Genomic DNA, 22,256 nt, shown 5'->3' with positions numbered 1-22,256 from the left:
AACGTCCAGGCGGGCCGGGCGGCCACTCCCTTCGAGCCGCACCACCAAGGCCGGCAAGAAACTACAGCCTCACCCGGCCCGCCCGGGTGATCTACCCATCGGCAGATCAACTACCAACTTAAGGAGAGTCCGTGGCGCGCACCCCGAGACCCGCCCGGCCGCAGATCCGCACCAGCTCGCCGGTGCTGGTGGGACGCGGTGAACAGCTCGCGTCGCTGCAGGCGCTGGCCGGTTTGCACCCGGCGGTGGCGCTGATCGAGGGCGAGGCCGGGGTGGGCAAGAGCAGGCTGGTCCGGGAGGTCCTCGCCGGTGATCTGGGCCCGACGACCCCGCTGGTCGGGCACTGCCGACAGGTGGGCGAACCCTTCCCGTACGGCGCGGTGCTGGAGGCGCTGCGCAGCGCGCACCCGGAACTGGCGCACCGGCCCGCGTTGAGCCCGGTGACCGGGGTGCTCGGCCCGCTGCTGCCGGAGATCGCCGAACACCTGCCCGCCCCGCCGGAACCGCTCGGCGACCCGCGGGCGGAACGCCACCGGTTGTTCCGGGCGGTGCGCGAGCTGCTGGGGGCGCTGGGGCCGCTGCTGCTGGTGATCGAGGACCTGCAGTGGGCCGACGACGGAACCCGCCAGCTGCTGCGGTTCCTGATGGGCGACCCGCCCGCGAACCTGACGACCGCGGTGACCTACCGGCGCGAGGACGTGCCCGGCGGTCTGCCGCTGGGCGCGGCGTACCGGCCGCCGAACGGGGTGGTCAGCGTGGTGCTGCGGCTGGATCCGCTGGGGGTGGACGACGTTCGCGCGCTGACCGCCGCGATCCTCGGCGAGGACCGGGTTTCGCCGCAGTTCGCCGCCCGGTTGCACGAGCGGACCGCGGGAATCCCGTTCGCCGTCGAGGAAACCCTGCGGGCGCTGCGGAACCGGGGCGGTGCCGTGCGCACCGACGGACCCGCCGCGCGCCGACTGCTCGACACCGTGGAAGTGCCGGTGCTGCTGCGGGATGCGATGGCGGAACGCCTCGCGGCGCTGCCGACCGCGGCGACCAGGTTGGTCAAAGCCGCAGCGGTGCTGGGCGTGCACGCGAGCGCTGAACTGCTCGGCGCGGTTGCCGGGGTGCCGGAGCCGCGGCTGCGCACTGCGCTGACGCACGCGCTGCGCGGGCACGTGCTGCACGAACAGGACGGCGGCACCTACGGGTTCCGCCATTCGCTGGCCATGCAGGCGGTGTACGACACCATCGGCGGCCCCGACCGCGTCTACCTGCACGCGCGCGCCATCGACGTGCTGGACCAGGTCGAACCCAAGCCGCTGCACCAGCTCGCCGACCACAGCCAACGCGCCGGGCGAATTGCGGACTGGCTGGCCTACGGCGAGGCGGCCGCCGACCGGGCCGCAGCGCTCGGCGACGCGGCGACCACCACAGCGCTGCTGCAGCGGTTGCTGAAGGAGCCGAGCCTGCCCGCCGAGCACGTGGACCGGCTGGCGATCAAGCTCGGGAAGATCGCGCACACCGGCCTCGACCAGCTCGACCCGAGCGAAACCCTGGAGGGACTGCTCAACGACCAGCGGCTGTCCACCTCCGCGCGCGGCGAAGTCCGCCTCTACCTGGGCTTGCTGCTGCTGCGGCAGGCCGGTGGGCTGGCCCCGGCGCGCGCGGAGATCGAGCGGGCGCTCAACGACCTGTCGGAACGGCCCGACCTGGCCGCCCGCGGCGCCTCGGTGCTCGCGCTGGCCTACGTGGGCCAGACCTCGCTGGCCGAACTCCGCCCCTGGCAGGCGCGGCTCACCGAGTACCGCGAGCGGGCGACGGGGGAACTGCGGTTGTCCTTGCTGGCCAACGAGTTCTGCTCGCGCATGCACGTCGGCGACCCCACCGTGCTCACCTCGCTCGACGAGCTGCCGGACGAGGTGACCACGGTCGGCGAGCAGCACCACCTGGCCCGCCTGCGCTCCAACCTCGGCGATGCGTGCGCGTGGACCGGGCACCTGCGGCTGGCCGGGGACCTGCTGCGGGAGGGCGTGCGGCTGGCCACCGCCTGCGGCGCGACGTTCGTGGTCAGCACGGCCAGGTCCACGCGGGCGCGGCTGGACTGGTTCACCGGCGAGTGGGACGGCCTCGCCGAACGCGCGAGCCGGATGCTCGACGAGTACCGAGACCTGTTCCCGGTGACCAGCGAGCTGAGCCTGGTGCTGGGGTCGCTCGCCGTGACCCGCGGCGAGTGGGCGGCCGCGACCAGCCACTTCACCGAGACCGGGGCGTTCGCGCCGGAGGAGGCGATCAGCCCGGTCGGCATCGCCGGGTGCGCGGGCCTGGCGTGGAACCTGCTGTCGCAGGACGAACCGGTCCGGGCCTGCGCGGACGTGGACCGCGGCCTGGACTTCCTGCGGCGCAAGGGGGTCTGGGCGTGGATCGGCGAACTCGGCCCGGTGGCGGTCGCGGCGTACCTGGCGGCGGGCCGCGAGGCGGACGCGGAGCGGCTCGTGGCCGAGATGGCCGAGGGGATCGCCGGGCTGGACGTGCCGATCGCGGTCGCCGCCCTGACCCAGTGCCGCGGACGCCTGGCCGAACACCGCGGGGACCGCGCCGAAGCGATCACGCACTACCGAGCCGCGGCCGAGCGCTACGAGGAGCTTCCAGCGCCTTACTACGCGGCCACGGTGGCCGAGCGCGCGGCGGCCTGCCTGCTCGCCACCGAACCAGCTGCGGCGACAGAACAGCTGTCCGAGCTGGTCGACGTCTTCGACCGGCTGGGTGCGACGCGCGACGCGGCGAGGTGCCGACACCTGCTGCGCGGAGCGGGCGGCGGCAAGCCGTCCCGGCGCGGTCGCCGCGGCTACGGCGACGAGCTGTCGCCGCGCGAGGAGGAGGTGGCCCGGTTGCTCGCCTGCGGGCACACGAACCGGGAGATCGCCGAGATCCTGTTCCTGTCACCGCGCACCGTGGAGCAGCACGCGGCGAGGGTCCTGCGCAAGCTGGGAGTCCGCTCCCGGACCCAGCTGCGGCTCTAGCGCGCCGGGAGGATCTTCTCCCGGTGGTGCTGGGGAGTCCCGAAGAGGTGCTTCGTGGCGTGGGCTCTCTTCAGGTGGAGGTGGGCTTCGTGCTCCCAGGTGATCCCTATTCCTCCGTGGAGCTGGACTCCTTCCGCTGCTATCAGCGAATAGGCTTCGCTGCAGGCGGATTTGGCCATCGCCGCGAGTTCGGTGGCGCGGTCGTCGTGGGTGGACACCGCCCAGCTCGCCGCGTACGACAGGGATCGGGCCGATTCGATCGCCGTGTAGCAGTCGGCCAAGCGGTGCTTGATGGCTTGGAACGAGCCGATGGGACGGCCGAACTGCTTGCGCAGCTTGGTGTACTCGACGGTCTCGTGCAGCCATCGCTGCGCCGCACCGATCTGCTCGGCGGCCACCGCAGCGGCCGCCACGTCCGACATCCGTTGCAGCGGTGCTGGGCCGATGAGCTTCGCCGGGGTGCTGGCCAGCTGGACCTCGCCCATGCGCCGGGTGAGGTCCAGCGTTGCCGACGGGGTCACCGCACCGTCCGGTGACGCTTCGAACAGCGAGGCCTCACCGTCGGCTGTCGCCACGACCAGCAGCGTGTCGGCTTGAGCCGCGTCGAGCACCAGCGTCTTGTGCCCGTCGAGCAGCCAACCCTGGTCGCTCATCCGCGCGGTGGTCGCGAAATCCGTTGTGGACCAAGGGGATTTCTGTTCCGCCCACGCGACGGAGACCACCCGTTCGCCCGATGCGATGCCCGGGAGGAGCCGGTCGCAGGCGTCGGTGTTGCCGGTCGCCAGCAGCGTCTCGGCGCTCAGCACGGTGCTGCCCAGGAACGGGTTGGCCACCAGCCGACGTCCGAGCTCCTCGACGACGATCAGGGTTTCCAGCAGGGTCGCCCCGACACCGTCGTGCTCCTCGGGGACGGCCAGGCCGTGCGCGCCGATCTCCGCGAGCTGCTTCCACAGCACCGGGTCGAAACCGGTGTCCGGCTCCTCGGGGGCGGGGACGGGCGGACCGCCGTGGCGGTCGAGCAGCTTGCGCACGGTGCGGCGCAGCTCCTCCTGCTCCTCGGTGAACGCGAACCGCACAGTTCCTCCTGCCGAGCGACGTGACGGGTCAGGCGCCGATGGGGGCGGGGTCGGTGGCCAGGGCCGTGGCGACGCGGGCGCGGTGCCAGGCCGGGGTGCCCCAGGCGCTGCGCAGGGCGGTGGCCTTGGTGAGCCAGAGGTGCAGGTCGTGCTCGGCGGTGTAGCCGATCGCCCCGTGGACCTGGAGCGCCGTGCGCGCAGCGGTGCGGGCCGCCTCGCCCGCGGCGATCTTGGCCGCGGAGACGTCGCGCGAGCCGTGCGGGCCGTCGACCGACAGGCAGGCGCCGCGGACCAGCGGGCGGACGAACTCCAGCTTCAGCAGCACGTTCGCCAGGTGGTGCTTGACGGCCTGGAACTCGCCGACCGGGCGGCCGAACTGGTGCCGCTGCTTGACGTACTCGGTGGCGGTGTCCAGCAGCCGCCGCCCGAGACCGAGCAGGTAGGCGGCGCAGCCCAGCACGCCGCGGTCGAAGGCGGCACCGGAATCGGCCGCCTCGACGGGCTCTGCGGTGTCGTGCTCCACGGCGAACAACCGGCGCGCCGGGTCGAAGGACTCGGCCCGCTGCAACCGGGTTCCGCCCAGCCTGTGCACGCCGTCGCCGTCGCAGCGGAACACCGCACCGGCCTGGTCGGCGTCGAGCGCAAAGGGCAGGTGACCTGCGACGATCGCCGTGCCGACGGCTCGACCACCGGCCAGCTCCGCCAGCCACGGCGATCCCGGCAGCAGGCGCGGCAGGAAGGCCAAGGACTCGATGAGCGGCCCCGGCATCGCTGCGTACCCGAGCTCCTCCAGGCACAGCGCCATCTCGATCGGGCCGAACTCCAGCCCGCCGTGGTCCTGCGGCACGGTGAGCCCGGTGACGCCGACGTCGGCGAGCTCCCGCCAGACCTCCCACCACGCTGCGGTCTCGCCGCCCGACCACGCGCGGGCGATCTTCGCCGTGTCCGCGTCGGCCAGCAGGTCCCGCAGCGTGTCGGCCATGTCCTGCTGCTCGCGGTCCGGTGCGAACCTCATCGCGACCCCCTCGGCAGCCCGAGCAGGCGCTCGGCCGCCACGTTGCGCTGGATCTCGTTCGTCCCCGCGTAGATCGGCCCGGCCAGCGAGAACAGGTAGCCCTCGACCCACGGCGACACCTCGGCCTCCGGGCCCAGCAGGTCCCACGCCGTCTCGTGCAGCGCGATGTCCAGCTCGGACCAGAACAGCTTGTTCAGGCTGGCCTCCGCGCCGAGCGAACCGCCGCCGGTCACCTCGGTCACGGTCTCGAAGGTGGCCAGCCGGTAGGCCTGCGCCGCGATCCACGCGTCCACCACCCGGTCGTCGTCCAGCGCGCCGGGCAGCTCGGTGAGCCGCTGCGCGGTGGCGAGGAACCGGCCGGGGCTGCGCAGCGTCAGCCCGCGCTCGTTGCTCGCGGTGCTCATCGCGACCCGCCAGCCCTCGCCGACCCCGCCGAGCACGTCCCGGTCGGGCACGAACACCTCGTCCAGGAACAGCTCGGCGAACGCGGGCTTGCCGTCGATCCGCCCGATCGGCCGCACGGTGACCCCGTCGGCGTCCAGCGGGAACAGGAAGTAGGTCAACCCGCGGTGCCGCTGCGCCTCGGGATCGCTGCGGAACAGCCCGAAGGCGCGGTCCGCGAAGGCCGCGCGGGAGCTCCACGTCTTCTGCCCGGACAGCAACCAGCCGCCGTCCACGCGGCGCGCGGTGGAGCGGATCCCGGCGAGGTCGCTGCCCGCCTCCGGCTCCGACCAGGCCTGCGCCCAGATGTCGGTCCCGGCGGCCATGCGCGGCAGGTAGCGCTGCTGCTGATCCGGCGTGCCGTGCTCGAAAAGCGTTGGCGCGAGCAGGAAGATCCCGTTCTGGCTGACCCGGCCGGGCGCGCCCGCGGCGTAGTACTCCTCCTCGAACAGCACCCACTGCAGCAGCGACGCGCCCCGCCCGCCGAACTCCTCCGGCCAGGACACCACCGACAGCCGGGCCTCGTGCAGCTCCTGCTCCCAGCGGCGGTGCGCGGCGAAGCCCTCCTCGGTCTCCAGCGAGGGCAGCGGTTCGCGGGGCACGTGCTCGCGCAGCCAGCCGCGCACCTCGTCGCGGAATTCCCGGTCTGCGGCGGAAAGATCGAGGTCCACGGTGCTCACTCCTGCTTCTGCGCGGCCTGCTTCATGCTGCGCGCGTCCATGCCGCTGAGCGAGTCCTCGCCCACCTCGGCGTTGTGCGCGTGCGCGAAGTGGTGCAGGCCGAAGGCCGAGTCCATGCCGCTCTGCAGGCCCATCAGGTCCTCGGCCTGGTTGATCGCCTTCTTGGTCAGCGAGAGGCCGAACGTCGGCATCTCGGCGATCTTCCCGGCCAGCTCCAGCGTGCTGCTCGTCAGCTCCTCGCGCGGGACGACGCGGTTGACCATGCCGATCTCGTACGCCCGCTGCGCGGGCATCCGCCCGCCGGTGAACAGGAACTCCTTGGCGATCCGCGGCCCGAGCACCCACGGGTGCGCGAAGTACTCGACGCCGGGTATCCCCATTCGCACCACCGGATCGGCGAAGAACGCGTCCTCGCTGGCCACGATCAGGTCGCACACCCAGGCCAGCATCAGCCCGCCCGCCACGCACGCGCCCTGCACCGAGGCGATCACCGGCTTGGGCATCTCCCGCCACCGGCGGCACATGCCCAGGTAGACCTCCTGCTCGCGGGCGAAGCGGGACTCGCCGCCGGTGTGCCGGGTGTGGTCCCACCACAGGCCGGCGCGGCGCGGGTAGCTGACGTCGATGTCGCGCTCCGGGGAGCCGATGTCGTGCCCGGCGGAGAAGTGCTTGCCCGCCCCGGCCAGCACGATCACCTTGACCTCGTCGTCCTCGCAGGCGCGGTAGAAGGCGTCGTCGAGGGCGTAGGTCATGACGGAGTTCTGGGCGTTGCGGTAGTCCGGCCGGTTCATCGTCACCACGGCCACCGGGCCCTTGCGCTCGTAGGTGACGACCGCTTGCTCTGCTGCCATCGGCGCTCCTCGCTCGGCGTTGCGGTTGCGGCAGCTCGAAGATAGCCGAACAAGCAAGTGCTTGGTAGAGTCCGGTTCGGCGCCGCGACTGCTGGTACCGGCCCGTGAGTACTTTGTGGTGCTATAGCACCAGAAAGTGCTCACGGGGCCTGAGCTGCGGAAATGGAGCGGCATCGCGGCGCGGCTCGAAGCGAGGAGGGTGCGTGGACCTCACCGACAACGCCGAGGAAGCGGCCTTCCGCCGCGAAGTGCGGGACTGGCTCGGCGACCACCTGACCGGCGAGTTCGCCGCGGCCCGCGGGCTCGGCGGCCCCGGGCGCGAGCACGAGGGCTTCGACGTGCGGCTGGCCTGGGACCGGCTGCTGGCCGAGCACGGGTGGACCTGCCTGGGCTGGTCGCGCGAGTTCGGCGGCCGCGAGGCCACCGTGCAGCAGCAGGTGATCTTCCACGAGGAGTACGCGCGGGCCAACGCCCCGGTGCGGGTCGGCCACATCGGCGAGGAGCTGCTCGGCCCCACGCTGATCGCCTTCGGCAGCCCGGAGCAGCAGCGGCGGTTCCTGCCCGGGATCGTCGGCGTCCGCGAGCTGTGGTGCCAGGGCTACTCCGAACCCGGCGCGGGCTCGGACCTGGCCAGCGTCGCCACCACCGCGCGGCTGGACGGCGACCAGTGGGTGATCAACGGGCAGAAGGTGTGGACGTCGATGGCGCACGTGGCCGACTGGTGCTTCGTGCTGGCGCGCACCGATCCCGAGCAGCAGCGCCACCGCGGCCTGTCCTACCTGCTGGTGCCGATGGACCAGCCGGGCGTGCGGGTGCGGCCGATCGTGCAGCTGACCGGGACCTCGGAGTTCAACGAGGTGTTCTTCGACGACGCGCGCACCGACGCCGCCAACGTGGTCGGCGAGGTGGGCGCGGGCTGGCAGGTCGCGATGGGCACCCTCGGGTTCGAGCGCGGCATCGGGACAGTCGACCAGCAGGTCGCCTTCCGCCGGGAGCTGGCCGGGATCACCGAGCTGGCCAAGGAGAACGGGGCCATCGACGACCCGGTGCTGCGCGACCGCATAGCTCGGGCGTGGGTGGATCTGGAAGCGCTGCGCTGCACCGTGCTGCGGACCCTCGGTTCCGACGGCCCGCCGGGCGCGGAGTCCTCGGTGGTGAAGCTGCTGTGGTCGACCTTCCACCGCGACCTCGGCGAACTGGCCATGGACGTGGCCGGTGCCGGCGGCCTGCTGGCCGGGGGCGGTCCCTACGACCTCGACAGCTGGCAGCGGCTGTTCCTGTTCACCCGAGCCGACACGATCTACGGCGGCTCCAACGAGATCCAGCGCAACATCATCGCCGAGCGCGTCCTCGGCCTCCCCAAGGAGAGCCGACCGTGACCGCACCAGAACGGAGGCCTGGCATGACCGCACCGCCGCCCGCGCACGGGCTGCTGACGGGCAGGACCGCGGTGGTCACCGCCGCGGCCGGAACCGGGATCGGCTCCGCCGTGGCCCGCCGGATGCTGGAGGAGGGCGCGCAGGTGCTGATCAGCGACCGGCACGAGCGGCGCCTGGAGGCCACCCGGGCCGAGCTGGCGCAGCTGCCCGGCGCGAAGGTCGCCGCGGTGCCCTGCGACGTCACCGACGAGGTGCAGGTCCAGCACATGTTCGACGCCGCCACCAGCGCCTTCGGGCAGGTCGACGTGGTGGTGAACAACGCCGGGCTCGGCGGCACCGCGTCGATCCTGGACATGACCGACGAGCAGTGGCACAAGGTCCTGGACGTCACGCTCAACGGGACCTTCCGCTGCACCCGCGCGGCGGTGCGGCTGTTCCGCGACCAGGGCAACGCCGGGGTGGTGGTCAACAACGCCTCGGTGGTCGGCTGGCGGGCGCAGGCCGGTCAGGCGCACTACGCGGCGGCGAAGGCCGGGGTGATGGCCCTGACCCGCTGCGCGGCGATGGACGCCGCGCCGCTGGGCGTCCGCATCAACGCGGTGGCGCCGAGCCTGGTGATGCACGAGAACCTGGCGAAGGTGACCTCCGAGGAGCTGCTGACCGAGCTCACCGGGCGCGAGGCCTTCGGCCGCTCCGCGCAGCCCTGGGAGGTGGCCAACGCGATCGTGTTCCTGGCCAGCGACTACTCGACCTACCTCACCGGCGAGGTCATCTCGGTCAGCAACCAGCACCCCTGACCCGCTGCGGGCGTCCCCGGGGCGATTTCAATGGAAATCGGACATCCGATTTCCATTGAAATCGCGTGGGGACCCCGTTCGGCGGAGCCCCCGCCAGGGCCTGCGGAGGTGGGGAGCACGAGGCTTTGAGAGGATTGTGCCGTGGTAACGACCAAGCGCTTGTCCAGCCGGAACCGCCCCGCGCGGGAGTCCGGCTCCGAGCGGCGTGCCGAGCTGCTGGCCATCGCAGCCGAGCTGTTCGCCACCCGCGGGTTCCTCGCCACCACCGTGCGCGACATCGCCGACGCGGCGGGCATCCTCTCCGGCAGCCTGTACCACCACTTCGACTCCAAGGAGTCGATGGTCGACGAGATCCTGCGCGCCTTCCTGGACGACCAGCGCCGCACCAACGAGCAGGTGCTGCGGGAGGCCCCGGACCCGCGCACCGCGATCACCGAGCTGGTCCGGCAGTCCTTCGCCGCGATGCAGGAGCACCGGGCGGCCATCGCGATCTTCCAGAACGAGTCCAAGTACCTCGAACAGCTGGACCGGTTCGACTACCTGACGCAGGCGGCCAACGACTTCGAGCGCACCTGGACCCGCGTGCTGCAGGACGGCCAGCGCGCCGGGGTATTCCGCGCCGACCTCAACGTCAAGCTGGCCTACCGGTTCATCCGCGACATGGTGTGGACGACGGTGCACTGGTACAACCCGCGCGGAAAGCTCACCGCGTCGGCCATCGCGGACCAGTACGTCAAGATCCTCTGCGAGGGCATCGCCGAACCGGACGGCAGGTGATCGCCCGTGAGCACTTTCTGGGGCTATGACCCCGGAAAGTGCTCACGGGCCTCTCAGGTGCTGAGCGACCAGGCGCCACCAGCGCCGGAGAGCCTGCGCGCCGCCTCGGTGACGATGCGGTCGATCAGCTCCTCGCAGCTGGGCAGCTCGTCGATCATCCCGACCACCTGACCCGCGGGCAGCACCCCGGCGCTGGGATGGCCGTCCACCAGCGCCGACTTGATCAGCATCGGGGTGTTGGCGGCCAGCAGCACGCGGCTGAGCGGGAGCTTCTGGGCCCGCCGCATGGCCAGCCCGTCGGTGACGAGCTGCCGCCAGCTCATGCCGGTCAGCGCCTTGAACGCCACCGCCTGGCGCAGCGCGTCGGGCAGCCTGCGCAGCAGGCCGCGGGACTCGGCCGCGTCGGTCAGCGCGGTCCGCAGCATCCGGTGCGGCAGCCCGTCGACCTGCGAGGTCACCACCGTGTCGGACACCGAGGCGTCCAAGTAGGACTGCTGGACCTCGCGCGGCACGCGGCTGTCGGAGGTGAGCAGGAACCGGGTGCCCATCGCGACGCCCGCCGCGCCGTAGCACAGGGCGGCGGCCAGGCCGCGCCCGTCGAAGAACCCGCCGGCGGCGATCACCGGGATGTCCACCGCGTCGACCACCTGCGGCAGCAGCAGCGTCGTGGCCACCGACCCGGTGTGCCCGCCGCCCTCGCCGCCCTGCACCAGCACCGCGTCGGCGCCCCAGGCCGCGACCTTCTCGGCGTGCCGCCGCGCGCCGATGGAGGGGATCACCACGATCCCGGAGTCCTTGAGCTTGCCGATCAGCCGCTGGCTCGGCGCCAGCGCGAAGGAGGCCACGCGGACCTGCTCGCGGATGAGCAGGTCCACGCGCTCCTCGGCGTCGGAGGCGTCGGCGCGCAGGTTGACGCCGAACGGGTTGTCCGTGCGCTCCTTGACCTCGCGCACCGCGTCGGCCAGCTGCGGCAGGGTCATCGTGGCGGAGGCGAGGATCCCCAGCCCGCCCGCCCGCGCGGTCGCCGACACCAGGCTGGGCCCGGCGACCCAGCCCATCCCGGTCTGCACCACGGGGTGGCGGACGCCGGTGAGGTCGCACAGCGGGGTGCGCAGGACCTGCTCGATCACGCCGGGACCTCCTGGTCGCGCAGGTTCCGCGGGTCGAGGGTGCCGCGGATCAGCGCCAGCTCCTCGTCGGTCGGCAGCCGGGTCTCGGCCACCTCGTCCACCGCGAGCTCGAACCCGGTCCGCTCCTGCACGTCGGACACCTCGACGCCGGGGTGCACCGACCGCAGCCGCATGCTGCCGCCCGGGCCGGTGAAGTCCAGCACCGCCAGGTCGGTCACCACCACCCGCACGTCGTGGAACCGCGCGCCGACCTGCCGCGCCCGGTCGTGCCCGATCCCGGACACCAGGTCGACCGACTCCACGAACACCCGCTCGCTGTGCTTGGCGACCCAGTAGTTCGTGGTGTGGTTGACCGAGTTCCCCGGGGCGCCGCGCACCCCGATCAGCTGCACCTTCGGCCGGTCCCACGGGCCGATGCGGGAGATGTTCTGGTTGCCGTAGCGGTCCACCTGGGAGGCGCCCATCATGACCCGCCGCCGCCCGCCTGCGAGCATGTCCAGGACCCGGCCGTAGGGCATCCAGCCCTCCACCGGGCTGCTGGACTCCTCGCCCAGCGGCGTCGTCTCGGACAGCAGCATCGCCTCGCCGTCGGTGAGCAGCAGGTCCGGGGCGGTGGTCAGCCGCGCCAGCCGCGCGCCGATCGACGGGATCGTCCCGAACGGCGAGGCCAGCACCGCCCCGGCGTCCCGCCAGGTGTCGGCGCAGGCGACGGCGCACACTTCAGCTCTGGTGATCATGCGGAGATCCCCTCGGTCTCTGGGCGTTTTCGCGTGCGCTCTCCCCTGGTCGTGGCTCGTGAGTGCTTTCCGGGGCTATAACGCCAGAACGCGCTCACGGGGCCTGACCAGCGGGAACGGAGCGCGGGATCGCCATCGGTGCTAGCCACGGCGAACCGCCGGTTCCGCGGCGTGGAAGGCGGCCACGGCCTTCTGGTAGCTCTGCTCGTCGCCGTCGAGGAACTGGGCGCGGAACGCCTCCCACGCCTCCGGCTTCGCGCTGGCCGCGTAGTGCCGCTGGAACTCCTCGTCGCGGCCGTAGTCCGGCACGCAGCTGGTGAAGTGCGCGCCGTTGGGGGCTTCCACCACGCCGTCGGTGTGGGTGCGGTTGAGCAGCAGGGACTGCGGAGGTCCGGTCTCCAGCAGGCGCTCGGTCGGCACGATCTCCTCGCAGCTGACGTAGCTGCGCTGCGCCGCCGCGCAGAACAGGTCGTCGAAGTACGGGTCCGGGCCGAGGTACTGGGCGTTGCCGTACCGGTCCGCGCGGTTGAGGTGCACCAGCGCGACGTCGAGCTCCAGCGCGGGCATCGCCACCAGCTCCTCGCCGTCGGCGTACGGCGAGGTCACCGTGCGCAGCTCGGGGTTGAGCGCCATCACGTCCGACCCCAGCCCCGCGCGGGTCGGCAGGAACGGCAGGCGCGCGGCCGCGGCGCGCAGCCCGGCCAGCACCATGCCCTCGTCGTACTCGGCCACCTCCAGCTCGCCGCGCTGCCGGGCGGCCCGGAAGTGCGGGTCGAGCGGGATGGAGTCCAGCGAGACGAAGCCGTGCACGAGCTTGCGGAGCTTGCCCGCGGCGCAGAGCAGCCCGACGTCCGGACCGCCGTAGGAGACCAGCGTCAGGTCCCGCAGCGGGGACCGCAGGATCGCGCGGACCAGCGCCATCGGCTTGCGGCGCGAGCCCCAGCCGCCGATGCCGATGGTCATGCCATCGGCCAGCCCGGCGACCACCTCGTCGGCGGTGAGCACCTTGTCCTGCACTACGACTCCTTCTTCGGTCCGTTGTGGACGAACTCGGCGCGCGCCTGGTCGCTGACCCCGGTCAGGTTGAGCTCGAAGGTGAAGCCCTGCTCGAACCGGTAGCTGCGGTTGACGTCGACCGGGTCGATGCCGTTGAGCGATTCCTTGGCCTTGCGGACCACCAGCGGGTCCTTGTCGGCGATCTCCTCGGCCAGCGCGACCGCCGCCGCGGTCAGCTCGTCGCGGGGCACCACCTGCCACACCGAGCCGAAGTGCAGCAGCTGCTGCGCGGTCACCGAGCGGCCGGTGTAGAACATGGCGCGCATCGTGTGCTGCGGCACCAGCCGGGACAGGTGGGTGGCGGCCCCGAGCGCGCCGCGGTCCACCTCCGGCAGGCCGAAGGTGGCGTCCTCGGAGGCGATGATGATGTCGGAGTTGCCGACCAGGCCGATCCCGCCGCCCAGGCAGAACCCGTGCACCGCGCTGATCACCGGCACCGGGCACTCGTAGACGGCCTTGAACGCCGCGTAGCAGCCGTGGTTGACCTCGACGAGCTTGGTGTGGCCGGGGTCGGCGGCGATCTCCTTGATGTCCACGCCCGCGTTGAAGCCGCGCCCGGCGGCCTGCAGCACCACGGCGCGGGTCTGCGGGTCGGCGCCGGTGCTGTTCAGCGCCTCGGCGAGCTCGTGCCAGCCCTGCACCGGCAGTGCGTTCACCGGGGGGTGGTCGACGGTCAGGACCACGACCCCGCGGGGTCGGCGTTCGATGTGCGTGCCCATGACACCTGCCAAACCTAGCACTTGTTTGGTTGGGTTGTTACCGTAGCAACATCCGAGGACACCCCGCCAGCACCGGACGGCGCCGGTGCTCGCGAGTGTCCGGTGTGGACGGGAGGCAGCAGGTGATCTGCGCAGGCAGGGTCGTCATCATCACCGGCGCGGGGCGCGGCCTGGGGCGGGCGCACGCGCTGGAGTTCGCCCGGCAGGGCGCGCACGTCGTGGTCAACGACCTCGGGGTGCAGCTCGACGGGAGCGGCGGCGGGGACCAACCGGCCCAGCAGGTCGCGGCCGAGATCCGCGCGCTGGGCGGGCGGGCCGAGGTGCACGGCGCCGACGTGTCCGACTGGGAGCAGGCGCGCGAGCTGGTGGACTTCGCGGTGCAGCGGTTCGGCCGGTTGGACGTGCTGGTGAACAACGCCGGTGTGGTCCGGGACCGGATGTTCGTCAACCTCTCCGAGGCCGAGTGGGACCAGGTGATCCGCATCCACCTCAAGGGGCACGCCGCGACGCTGCGGCACGCCGCCCAGCACTGGCGCGACCGGTCCAAGGCGGGGGAGCAGGTGCAGGCCCGGGTCATCAACACGACCTCCGGGGCCGGTCTGCTCGGCAGCGTCGGGCAGACCAACTACGCCGCCGCCAAGGCGGGCATCGCCGCGCTCACCATCAACACCGCGGCCGAGCTCGCCCGCTACGGGGTGACGGTGAACGCCATCGCCCCGTCGGCGCGCACCCGGATGACCGAAGAGGTGTTCGCCGACATGATGGCCCGGCCCGCGGACGGATTCGACGGCATGGCACCGGAGAACGTCTCCCCGCTGGTGGTCTGGCTGGGCAGCGCGGAGTCCGCCGACGTGACGGGCCGGGTGTTCGAGGTCCAGGGCGGCGAGCTGACCGTGGCGACCGGCTGGGGCCGCGGACCGTCCCGCGATGCGGGACGTCGTTGGCGGCCGGAGGAACTCGGTGCGGCGGTCCGCGAACTCCTCGCCGAAGCCCCGACCCCGGAGCCGGTCTACGGCACCTGATCTGCTGCCGATGCCCTGGCGTGCGCTTCCGCAGCTGATGGCCCGTGAGCGCTTTGCGGGGCTATAACACCAGAAAGTGCTCACGGTTCCCGACCTGCGCCGTCGGAGCGCCGGAAAGGTCCGCGATGGCGACGGTTCCCGGGTTACCCTCGCGGGGGAGTACGGCGAGCAGCTGGAGGTCTGCGGTGAGCGACGGTGCGGTGGAGTCCAGGCACGCCTGGGTCGAACCGGGGGTGTTCGAGGTGGCGCCGGGAGTGCACCGGATTCCGCTGCCGCTGCCCAACGACGGCCTGCGCGCGGTCAACGTCTACGCCATCGAGGACGGCGGCGGGCTGGTGCTCGTCGACTCCGGCTGGGCGCTGGACGAAGCGCGCGACCAGCTCGAAGCGGCGCTGGGCGAGATCGGGTACGGCTTCGAGGACATCCGCCGCTTCCTGGTCACCCACGTGCACCGCGACCACTACACCCTCGCGGTGACGCTGCGCCGCACCTTCGGCTCCCGGATCAGCCTCGGCGCGGGCGAACAGCCCTCCCTGGCGGCGATCCTGGAGGGCGACCAGGAGAGGGAGGCCGAGCGGCTGCGGCGGTGGGGCGCCGACGACCTGCTGGCCAAGCTCGCCGAGGCCTACGGCGGGAAGGCGCCGAAGTCCCGCAGCCCCTACGAGCTCCCCGACGAGTGGCTGGACGGCAAGGTCGAGGTGCCGCTGGAAACCCGCACGCTGCTGGCGGTGCCGACCCCCGGGCACACCGCCGGGCACGTGGTGTTCCTGGACTCCGCGTCGTCGCTGCTGTTCTCCGGCGACCACATCCTGCCGCACATCACGCCGTCCATCGGCGTCGAACCGGCGCGGCCGGAGCTCCCGCTGCGCGACTACCTGGACTCGCTGCGCCTGATGCAGTCCTACCCGGACATGCGGCTGCTGCCCGCGCACGGCCCGGTCGGCGGCAGCTCGCACGGCAGGATCGTCGAACTCCTCCAGCACCACGAGGAACGCCTGGAGCAGACCGCGGGCGCGATCCGCGACGGCGCGGGCACGGCCTACGAGGCCGCGCTCAAGCTGGGCTGGACCCGCCGCAACCGGAAGTTCCTGGACATGGACCTGTTCAACCAGGTCCTCGCGGTCGGCGAGACCAACGCCCACCTCGACGTCCTGGTCGCCCGCGGCGTCCTCACCGCCACCGCCGACGAGACCGGCGTCCGCGAGTACTCGCTGGCCTGACGCGGCTCAGGCCAGCAGCAGGCGGACGGTGAGCTCGAGACGGTTGGAGACGTCGGAGGCCGAGGCGCGGCGGGTGACCCAGGCGACCAGGTTGGACAGCCACACGTCGCCGATCACCCGGGCGATCGCCTTCTCCTCCTCGGTCGGCTCGCCCTCGGTCATGGCGTTGGTGAAGAACCGCTCGACCAGCGCCGCCACCGTGTCCACCTCGGCCGCCGCCGAGGTGTCGGCGAACATGAACGCGCGCGTCATCGCCTCGGTCAGCTGCGGGTTGCGCTGCAGCGAGCGGGTGGTGCGGTTGAGCACGAACATGACCCGCTCGTACGGCGTGGTGCCCGGGATCTTCGTCCGGTCCAACTTGTCCTGCGCCCGCTCGAACTCCCTGGCCAGGCCGGTGACCAGCAGGTGCACCTTGGACGGGAAGTAGCGGTAGAGCGTGCCCAGCGCGACGTCGGCCTTCTCCGCCACCGTCCGCATCTGCACCGCGTCGTAGCCGCCCTTGGTGGCCAGCGCGATGGTGGCGTCGATGATCCGCTTGCGACGTTCGTGCTGGGCCGTGGAACCGGACTCGTCGTCCCGCAGCGCCTGCAGGACGTTTCGCGAGGTGCTTTCCATGCGGCGTGGGCCCCCTCGAAGACTGGTTGTCGAAAACCGCGTGTTCGTCGCCACGCGGCTCGTCGCCCCACCACCCTGACGGGTTAAGGTGATCGACGTGGTTCGATCAGAACATGTTCCAGTCTACCCAGTCCGCCCGGCGCGGGCTGTGTGAGGTGAGCCGTGCGGATCGCGTTGCTGTCCTACCGGAGCAAGCCGCACTGCGGCGGGCAGGGCGTCTACGTCCGGCACCTCAGCCGGGGGCTGGCCGAGCTCGGGCACCACGTCGAGGTGTTCTCCGGGCAGCCGTACCCCGAGCTGGATCCGGGCGTGGACCTCACCGCGGTGGACAGCCTCGACCTCTACAACGACGCTGATCCCTTCCGCACCCCGAACTGGCGCGAGCTGCGGGACGCCGTCGACCTGCTGGAGGTCGGCACCATGTGGACCGCGGGCTTCCCCGAACCGCTGACCTTCAGCCTGCGCGCGGCCAAGCTGCTGCGCGCCCGCTCCCACGAGTTCGACGTGGTGCACGACAACCAGTGCCTCGGCTACGGCCTGCTGGCCCTGCAGCGGGCCGGGATCCCGCTGGTGGCGACGGTGCACCACCCGATCACCCACGACCGCCGGGTGGACCTGGCCGGGGCCACCGGCTGGCGCCGGATCGGGCTGCGCCGCTGGTACGGCTTCACCCGCATGCAGGGCCGGGTGGCGCGCCGGATCCCGCACCTGCTGACCGTCTCGGAGTCCTCGGCCACCGACATCCGCCGCGACTTCGGCGTCGCCCCGCACCAGCTGCGGGTGGTGCCGCTGGGCGTGGACTCGGAGGTGTTCCAGCCGCCGACCGCCCCGCGCGTCCCGGGCCGCATCGTGGCGATGGCCAGCGCGGACACGCCGATGAAGGGCATCGGCACGCTGCTGGAGGCGGTCGCCAAGCTGCGCACCGAGCGCTCGGTGGAACTGGTTCTGGTCGCCAAGCCCACGCCCGGCGGGCCGACCGAGCAGCTCATCGAGGAGCTGGCCATCGGCGACATCGTGCGAACCGTGAGCGGGCTCAGCGACGCCGAGCTCGCGGCGCTGCTGGGCTCGGCCGAGGTCGCCAGCGTCCCGTCGCTGTACGAGGGGTTCTCGCTGCCCACCGTGGAGGCGATGGCCTGCGCGACACCGCTGGTGGCCAGCCGCGCCGGGGCCATCCCGGAGGTCGCCGGCGCCGACGGCGAGTGCGCCGACCTGGTGCCGCCGGGCGATGCGGAAGCGCTGGCCACCGCGCTGGCCGGGCTGCTCGACTCGCCGGAGCGGCGGCAGCGGCTCGGCGCGGCCGGTCGGGCCCGGGTGCTGGCGAAGTACGACTGGAAGTCGGTGGCAGCGGCGACGGTCGACTGCTACGCGGAAGCGATCGCGCGCACGCCGCGCGCAGGGAAGGGAGCAACGCTTTGCTGACGGTGGACTTCGACAGGCTCGGCGTGCAGGCGGGTCAGCGGGTGCTGGACCTGGGCTGCGGCGCGGGGCGGCACGCCTTCGAGCTCTACCGCCGCGGCGCGGACGTGATCGCCTTCGACCAGGACGTGGCGGAGCTGGAGAACGTGGCGGCGATGTTCGCCGCGATGAAGGCCGAGAACCAGGTCCCCGACGGCGCCAACGCGCAGACCGTCTCCGGGGACGCGCTCGACCTGCCCTTCCCGGACGGGCACTTCGACGTGGTGATCGCCTCGGAGATCATGGAGCACATCCCGGAGGACGAGAAGGCCATGCGCGAGATGGTGCGCGTGGTCAAGCCCGGCGGCCGGGTGGTGGTCACCGTGCCGCGCGCCTGGCCCGAGAAGATCTGCTGGGCGCTGTCCGACGAGTACCACCAGGTCGAGGGCGGGCACGTGCGCATCTACAGCGCCGACGAGCTGATCGGCAAGCTCCGCGACGCGGGCCTGCGACCGGCCTTCCACCACTACGCGCACGCGCTGCACTCGCCGTACTGGTGGCTCAAGTGCGCGGTGGGCACCGACAACGACGACCACCCGCTGCCCAAGCTCTACCACAAGATGCTGGTGTGGGACCTGATGAAGGGCCCGTGGATCACCCGCACCGCGGAGCGGCTGCTCGACCCGGTGATGGGCAAGAGCATCGCGGTGTACCTGGGCAAGCCGGGAGCGGCCCGTGCGGGGGCCTGAGGTCCCCGGCGCGCTGTCCGCGGACCAGGCCGTCCAGACCGGGCGGGCGATCGCGGCGACGCAGCTGGCCTCGGGCGCGATCCCGTGGTTCACCGGTGGGCACGTGGACCCGTGGGACCACGTCGAGTCGGCGATGGCGCTGTCGGCGACCGGGCTGCTGGCCGAGGCCGAGCGCGCCTACGAGTGGTTGCGCGCGACGCAGCGCGCGGACGGGTCGTGGCCGCTGCAGGTGCGCGACGGCCGCGTCGAGGACGCCGGGGCGGACACCAACTTCTGCGCCTACCCGGCCGTCGGCGTGTGGCACCACCTGCTGATCAGCGGTGATGACGGGTTCGCCGAGCGGATGTGGCCGGTGGTGCGCGCCGCGATCGACTTCGTGCTGACCGCGCAGCGCGAGCGCGGCGAGATCGACTGGGCGATCGGCGCCCCCGGGGTCCCGACCGGCGAGGCGCTGCTGTCCGGCTGCTCCAGCATCCACCACAGCCTGCGGTGCGCGCTGGCGCTGGCCGAGCACCTGGACCAGCCGCAGCCGAGCTGGGAGGTGGCCCTCGGTCGGCTCGGCCACGTCGTCCGGCACCACCCGGAGGCGTTCACGCCCAAGACCCGGTACTCGATGGACTGGTACTACCCGGTGCTCGGCGGGGCGGTGCGCGGCGAGGCCGGGCGCGAGCGGTTGTTCGAGCGCTGGTCGGACTTCGTGGTCGACGGCCTCGGGGTGCGCTGCGTGGACGACCACCCGTGGGTCACCGGCGCGGAGACCTGCGAACTGGTGCTGAGCCTGGAGGCGGTCGACGAGTACGACCGGGCGCGCGAGCTGCTGGCGGCCATGCAGCACCTGCGCGACCCGGACGGCTCGTACTGGACGGGCCTGGTCTACACCGACGGCAAGCGCTGGCCGGTGGAGCGCTCGACCTGGACGGCCGGTGCGGTGGTCCTGGCGGCCGACGCCTTGTCCCGCACCACGCCGGGCAACGGCATCTTCCGGGGCGAGAAGCTCCCCACCGGGCTCCCGCTGGAGAACCCCACCTGCTGCGAACTGGAGCACGTCCCCGGCTCCTGACCTGCCGAGACGCACGCACTCCGGGGTTCCGCCGTGCGCCGTCCCGCGATTTCACTGAGGTTTTTCCAACCTCGTTCTGCGTGGCGGTGCGGGTGGCGGAACCTCAGCGCCCGCCTGGACTGCGGGTGCCCAACTTGATGTATGCCAATACACGGCAGTTGGGCCGTCCTCGCCAGGCGAACGCTGAGAACCCGCGGCGGTGCGAGCTGCGAGGGTGGGTTATGCGCCTGGCGGCGCATGCGACACCTGACGGCCGGTGCCGTTCGCCCTTCGCGGCTGCGGTCCACGGACAAGGATGAACGATTTCAATGGAAATCAGAGGTCCGATTTCCATTGAAATCGCGGGGGTTCGGCCGCAGGCACCGGTGCGTCGGCGCACGGCGGATCAGGGGAGGGAGCCGGGTTCTCCGGCGGTGCGCTGGAGGACCCGGAGGGAGCCGACGACGCGGATCTCCTCGAAGGAGCCGGTCTCCAGGGCTCGGCAGTAGATGCGGTAGGGGGCCTGGCCGCCGTCCTCGGGGTTCGGGAAGACGTCGTGGATCACCAGGACCCCGCCGGGGGCGACCCAGTGCGCCCAGCCCTCGTAGTCGGTGGTGGCCGCCGCGTCGGTGTGCCCGCCGTCGATGAACAGCAGCGACAGCGGGGTGCGCCAGAACGCGGCGACGTCGCCGGAGCGGCCGACGATCGCGGTGACCTCGTCCTCCAGCCCGGCGCGGGCGATGGTGCGCCGGAACTCGCCCAGCGTGTCCAGCTTGCCGACCAGCGGGTCGACCAGGTCCGGGTCGTGGTACTCCCAGCCGGGCTGGTGCTCCTCGGACCCGCGGTGGTGGTCGACGGTGACGATCCGGCCGCCGGTGCGCCGCGCCGCCGCGCCGAGGTAGACGGCGGACTTGCCGCAGTAGGTGCCGATCTCCACCGCCAGACCGGTGCCCAGGTGCTCCAGCGCGGTCTCGTAGAGCGCTCGGCCCTCGTCGGCGGGCATGAACCCGGTGGCCTGCTCGGCGAGCTCGCCCAGCTCGGCCGGGATCGGTGGGTGGTGCGGGCGTTCGGTGGCCGATCCCTGCGTCACTGGTGCTCCTTCGCGATGGCTTCTCGGTGCGCCCCGAGACTACCTCCTGAACTCCGCAGTTCCGGTAGAAGCTGTTCTACGAATCGCGGTTCCGCTGCCGGTCGGTCCGCGCCCGCGCCCGGGCCGGGCCTTGCATCCGGGGAGGCGGGGAGGTATCACTAGAACAAGTTTCACTTCACGGTGCTCGGTGAGGCGGGGATGATGGAGTTCGCGCTCGAGGAAACGCAGCAGGACGTCCAGGATCTGGCTGCCGAGGTGCTGCGCCGCGAGTCCGGCGGTGGCGATGGAACCGGTTTCGACGAAGGTGCGTGGAAGGCCCTGGACGACGCGGGCCTGCTCTCCCTGGCGGTCCCGGAGCGGTTCGGCGGTGCCGGGCTCGGCGTGCTGGAGACCGCGATCGTGCTCACCGAGGTCGGCCGCACCGCCGCCGATGTCCCGGCGTTGAGCGCGCTCGCCTTCGGCGTCCTGCCGGTGGTCAGGCACGGTTCCCCGCAGCAGCAGGAGGCGCTGCTCGGCGGGAAGCCGCTGACCGCGGCCCTCAACGAACCCTCGTCGCCCATGCCCGACGAACCCCGGACGGCGGTGGAGAACGGGAAGGTGTCGGGGACGAAGACCGGTGTGCTGGACGCCGATCGGGCCCATCGGCTGCTGGTGTCGGCGACCACCTCGGACGGACCCGCGGTCGTGCTGGTCGATCCGGCGTCACCGGGCGTCGCGCTGCACCGGACCCGGGCCTCGTCGGGGTTCGAGTGGGCGGTCCGGTTCGACGAGGCGCCAGCGGAGCCCCTCGGCGGGGCGGCTTCCCTGGCCGACCTGCACGCCTGCGCGCTCGCCGGGATCTGCGCGGTCGGTGACGGCGCCGTCGCCGGGGCGCTGGCGCTCACCGCCGAGCACCTGCGGACCCGGCACCAGTTCGGCAAGCCGTTGGCCGCCTTCCAAGCCGTGGCCCAGCAGATCGCCGACGCCTACATCGCTGCGCGCACCCTGCACCTGGCCACGCTCTCCGCGTGCTGGCGGCTCGGTTCGGGGCTCGACGCCGCCGAAGCCCTCGACGTCGCCGCCTGGTGGCTGGCAGAGGAGGCCCCGGCGCTGCTGCGCACCTGCCACCACCTGCACGGCGGCCTCGGCCTGGACATCACCTACCCGCTGCACCGCTATTCGTCGCTGATCGCGGACCTGGCCCGGCTCGTCGGAGGCGCGGACCACCGCCTGGACGCGCTCGCGGCGCGAGCCTGAAAACCGCCCTCGCCAGGTGAACGCTGAGAACCTGCGGCGGTGCCGAGGGTGGGCCGTGCGCCTGCGGCGCATCAAAGCAAAAGATCAGAAGCCAGGTTCGGAAGGGAGTCTCAATGATGTTGTCAAGCCGCTTGGGCGGCGATCGATGGCATCGTGGGCTGCCAGGTGCGGTGGTCGCGGATGAGTGCCCAGAGCACGTCGACGCGGCGGCGGGCGAGGGCGAGGAT

General features: G+C 72.3%; 20 protein-coding genes. 10 read left to right on the top strand and 10 right to left on the bottom strand.

Annotated features, from left to right (window positions below):
- Positions 1-131: 131 nt before the first annotated feature.
- Positions 132-3,005, top strand: a complete 2,874-nt coding sequence (locus F1721_RS33730; protein ID WP_246155516.1) for an ATP-binding protein — start codon at positions 132-134, stop codon at positions 3,003-3,005.
- Here the strand turns inward: F1721_RS33730 and F1721_RS33725 are convergent.
- From F1721_RS33725 to F1721_RS33710, 4 genes are read right to left on the bottom strand one after another with little or no spacing between them, the layout of a single operon-like run.
- Positions 3,002-4,081 (bottom strand): acyl-CoA dehydrogenase family protein, encoded by a 1,080-nt coding sequence (locus F1721_RS33725; protein WP_150070910.1) that lies wholly within the window; start codon positions 4,079-4,081, stop codon positions 3,002-3,004. The two genes, F1721_RS33730 and F1721_RS33725, sit on opposite strands and share 4 nt — an antisense overlap.
- Positions 4,082-4,109: 28 nt before the next feature.
- Entirely contained in the window at positions 4,110-5,096 is a 987-nt protein-coding gene (locus tag F1721_RS33720) for an acyl-CoA dehydrogenase family protein (RefSeq protein WP_150070909.1), read from the bottom strand.
- Positions 5,093-6,208 (bottom strand): acyl-CoA dehydrogenase family protein, encoded by a 1,116-nt coding sequence (locus F1721_RS33715; RefSeq protein ID WP_150070915.1) that lies wholly within the window; start codon positions 6,206-6,208, stop codon positions 5,093-5,095. The genes F1721_RS33720 and F1721_RS33715 overlap by 4 nt, the downstream gene beginning before the upstream one ends.
- 5 nt (positions 6,209-6,213) lie before the next feature.
- The gene (locus tag F1721_RS33710) at positions 6,214-7,068 is read right to left on the bottom strand and encodes an enoyl-CoA hydratase (protein WP_150070908.1); all 855 of its coding nucleotides are present in this window, start codon (positions 7,066-7,068) and stop codon (positions 6,214-6,216) included.
- 203 nt (positions 7,069-7,271) lie between these two features.
- Between F1721_RS33710 and F1721_RS33705 the strand changes: the two genes are divergently transcribed.
- From F1721_RS33705 to F1721_RS33695, 3 genes are all read left to right on the top strand, one after another.
- Positions 7,272-8,447: an acyl-CoA dehydrogenase family protein gene (locus F1721_RS33705; protein ID WP_150070907.1), complete on the top strand. Its 1,176-nt coding sequence runs from the start codon at positions 7,272-7,274 to the stop codon at positions 8,445-8,447.
- Positions 8,448-8,470: 23 nt separating this feature from the next.
- On the top strand, positions 8,471-9,244 hold the full coding sequence (locus F1721_RS33700) for an SDR family oxidoreductase (RefSeq protein ID WP_150070906.1): 774 nt from the start codon (positions 8,471-8,473) through the stop codon (positions 9,242-9,244).
- 141 nt (positions 9,245-9,385) lie between these two features.
- The gene (locus F1721_RS33695; protein WP_246155513.1) at positions 9,386-10,021 is read left to right on the top strand and encodes a TetR/AcrR family transcriptional regulator; all 636 of its coding nucleotides are present in this window, start codon (positions 9,386-9,388) and stop codon (positions 10,019-10,021) included.
- A gap of 53 nt (positions 10,022-10,074) precedes the next feature.
- Here F1721_RS33695 and F1721_RS33690 read toward each other — a convergent pair whose 3' ends face one another.
- The 4 genes from F1721_RS33690 to F1721_RS33675 form a co-directional block, all read right to left on the bottom strand.
- Positions 10,075-11,136, bottom strand: a complete 1,062-nt coding sequence (locus tag F1721_RS33690) for an NAD(P)H-dependent flavin oxidoreductase (RefSeq protein WP_211840738.1) — start codon at positions 11,134-11,136, stop codon at positions 10,075-10,077.
- Between the two features lie 11 nt (positions 11,137-11,147).
- On the bottom strand, positions 11,148-11,888 hold the full coding sequence (locus F1721_RS33685; protein WP_150070905.1) for a CoA-transferase subunit beta: 741 nt from the start codon (positions 11,886-11,888) through the stop codon (positions 11,148-11,150).
- A 141-nt stretch (positions 11,889-12,029) separates the two neighbouring features.
- A complete protein-coding gene (locus F1721_RS33680) occupies positions 12,030-12,905 on the bottom strand; it encodes a CoA transferase subunit A (protein ID WP_150070904.1) in 876 nt (291 codons plus the stop codon).
- Positions 12,905-13,663 carry an enoyl-CoA hydratase family protein gene (locus F1721_RS33675; protein WP_150070903.1) on the bottom strand — a complete coding sequence of 253 codons (759 nt, stop codon included), beginning with the start codon at positions 13,661-13,663 and terminating at the stop codon, positions 12,905-12,907. The genes F1721_RS33680 and F1721_RS33675 overlap by 1 nt, the downstream gene beginning before the upstream one ends.
- A 125-nt stretch (positions 13,664-13,788) precedes the next feature.
- Here F1721_RS33675 and F1721_RS33670 point away from each other — a divergent pair, with 125 nt between their 5' ends.
- On the top strand, positions 13,789-14,685 hold the full coding sequence (locus F1721_RS33670; protein WP_211840737.1) for an SDR family oxidoreductase: 897 nt from the start codon (positions 13,789-13,791) through the stop codon (positions 14,683-14,685).
- 185 nt (positions 14,686-14,870) lie between these two features.
- Positions 14,871-15,905, top strand: coding sequence for an MBL fold metallo-hydrolase (locus tag F1721_RS33665; RefSeq protein ID WP_150070901.1), 1,035 nt, complete (start codon positions 14,871-14,873; stop codon positions 15,903-15,905).
- Between the two features lie 6 nt (positions 15,906-15,911).
- On the opposite strand, the gene kstR is transcribed toward F1721_RS33665, so the two are convergent.
- The gene (kstR, locus tag F1721_RS33660) at positions 15,912-16,520 is read right to left on the bottom strand and encodes a cholesterol catabolism transcriptional regulator KstR (RefSeq protein ID WP_150070900.1); all 609 of its coding nucleotides are present in this window, start codon (positions 16,518-16,520) and stop codon (positions 15,912-15,914) included.
- 162 nt (positions 16,521-16,682) lie between these two features.
- On the opposite strand from kstR, the gene F1721_RS33655 reads away from it, so the two are divergent.
- The 3 genes from F1721_RS33655 to F1721_RS33645 are packed head-to-tail and all read left to right on the top strand — an operon-like array spanning position 16,683 to position 19,724.
- Positions 16,683-17,939: a glycosyltransferase family 4 protein gene (locus F1721_RS33655; protein WP_150070899.1), complete on the top strand. Its 1,257-nt coding sequence runs from the start codon at positions 16,683-16,685 to the stop codon at positions 17,937-17,939.
- Between the two features lie 2 nt (positions 17,940-17,941).
- On the top strand, positions 17,942-18,664 hold the full coding sequence (locus F1721_RS33650) for a class I SAM-dependent methyltransferase (protein WP_246155519.1): 723 nt from the start codon (positions 17,942-17,944) through the stop codon (positions 18,662-18,664).
- The gene (locus F1721_RS33645) at positions 18,651-19,724 is read left to right on the top strand and encodes a glucosidase family protein (protein WP_150070897.1); all 1,074 of its coding nucleotides are present in this window, start codon (positions 18,651-18,653) and stop codon (positions 19,722-19,724) included. Before F1721_RS33650 ends, F1721_RS33645 begins: the two co-directional genes overlap by 14 nt.
- A gap of 385 nt (positions 19,725-20,109) precedes the next feature.
- Here the strand turns inward: F1721_RS33645 and F1721_RS33640 are convergent, their stop codons facing one another.
- Positions 20,110-20,793, bottom strand: coding sequence for a class I SAM-dependent methyltransferase (locus F1721_RS33640; RefSeq protein WP_246155510.1), 684 nt, complete (start codon positions 20,791-20,793; stop codon positions 20,110-20,112).
- A gap of 201 nt (positions 20,794-20,994) precedes the next feature.
- On the opposite strand from F1721_RS33640, the gene F1721_RS33635 reads away from it, so the two are divergent.
- The gene (locus F1721_RS33635) at positions 20,995-22,029 is read left to right on the top strand and encodes an acyl-CoA dehydrogenase family protein (protein ID WP_150070911.1); all 1,035 of its coding nucleotides are present in this window, start codon (positions 20,995-20,997) and stop codon (positions 22,027-22,029) included.
- The last annotated feature ends 227 nt before the right edge of the window (positions 22,030-22,256 follow it).

It is taken from the genome of Saccharopolyspora hirsuta, assembly GCF_008630535.1.
GTDB classification, from domain to species: domain Bacteria; phylum Actinomycetota; class Actinomycetes; order Mycobacteriales; family Pseudonocardiaceae; genus Saccharopolyspora; species Saccharopolyspora hirsuta.
Note: the sequence above shows the minus strand (reverse complement) of the source record. Positions and strands in the feature narration are given on the sequence as shown.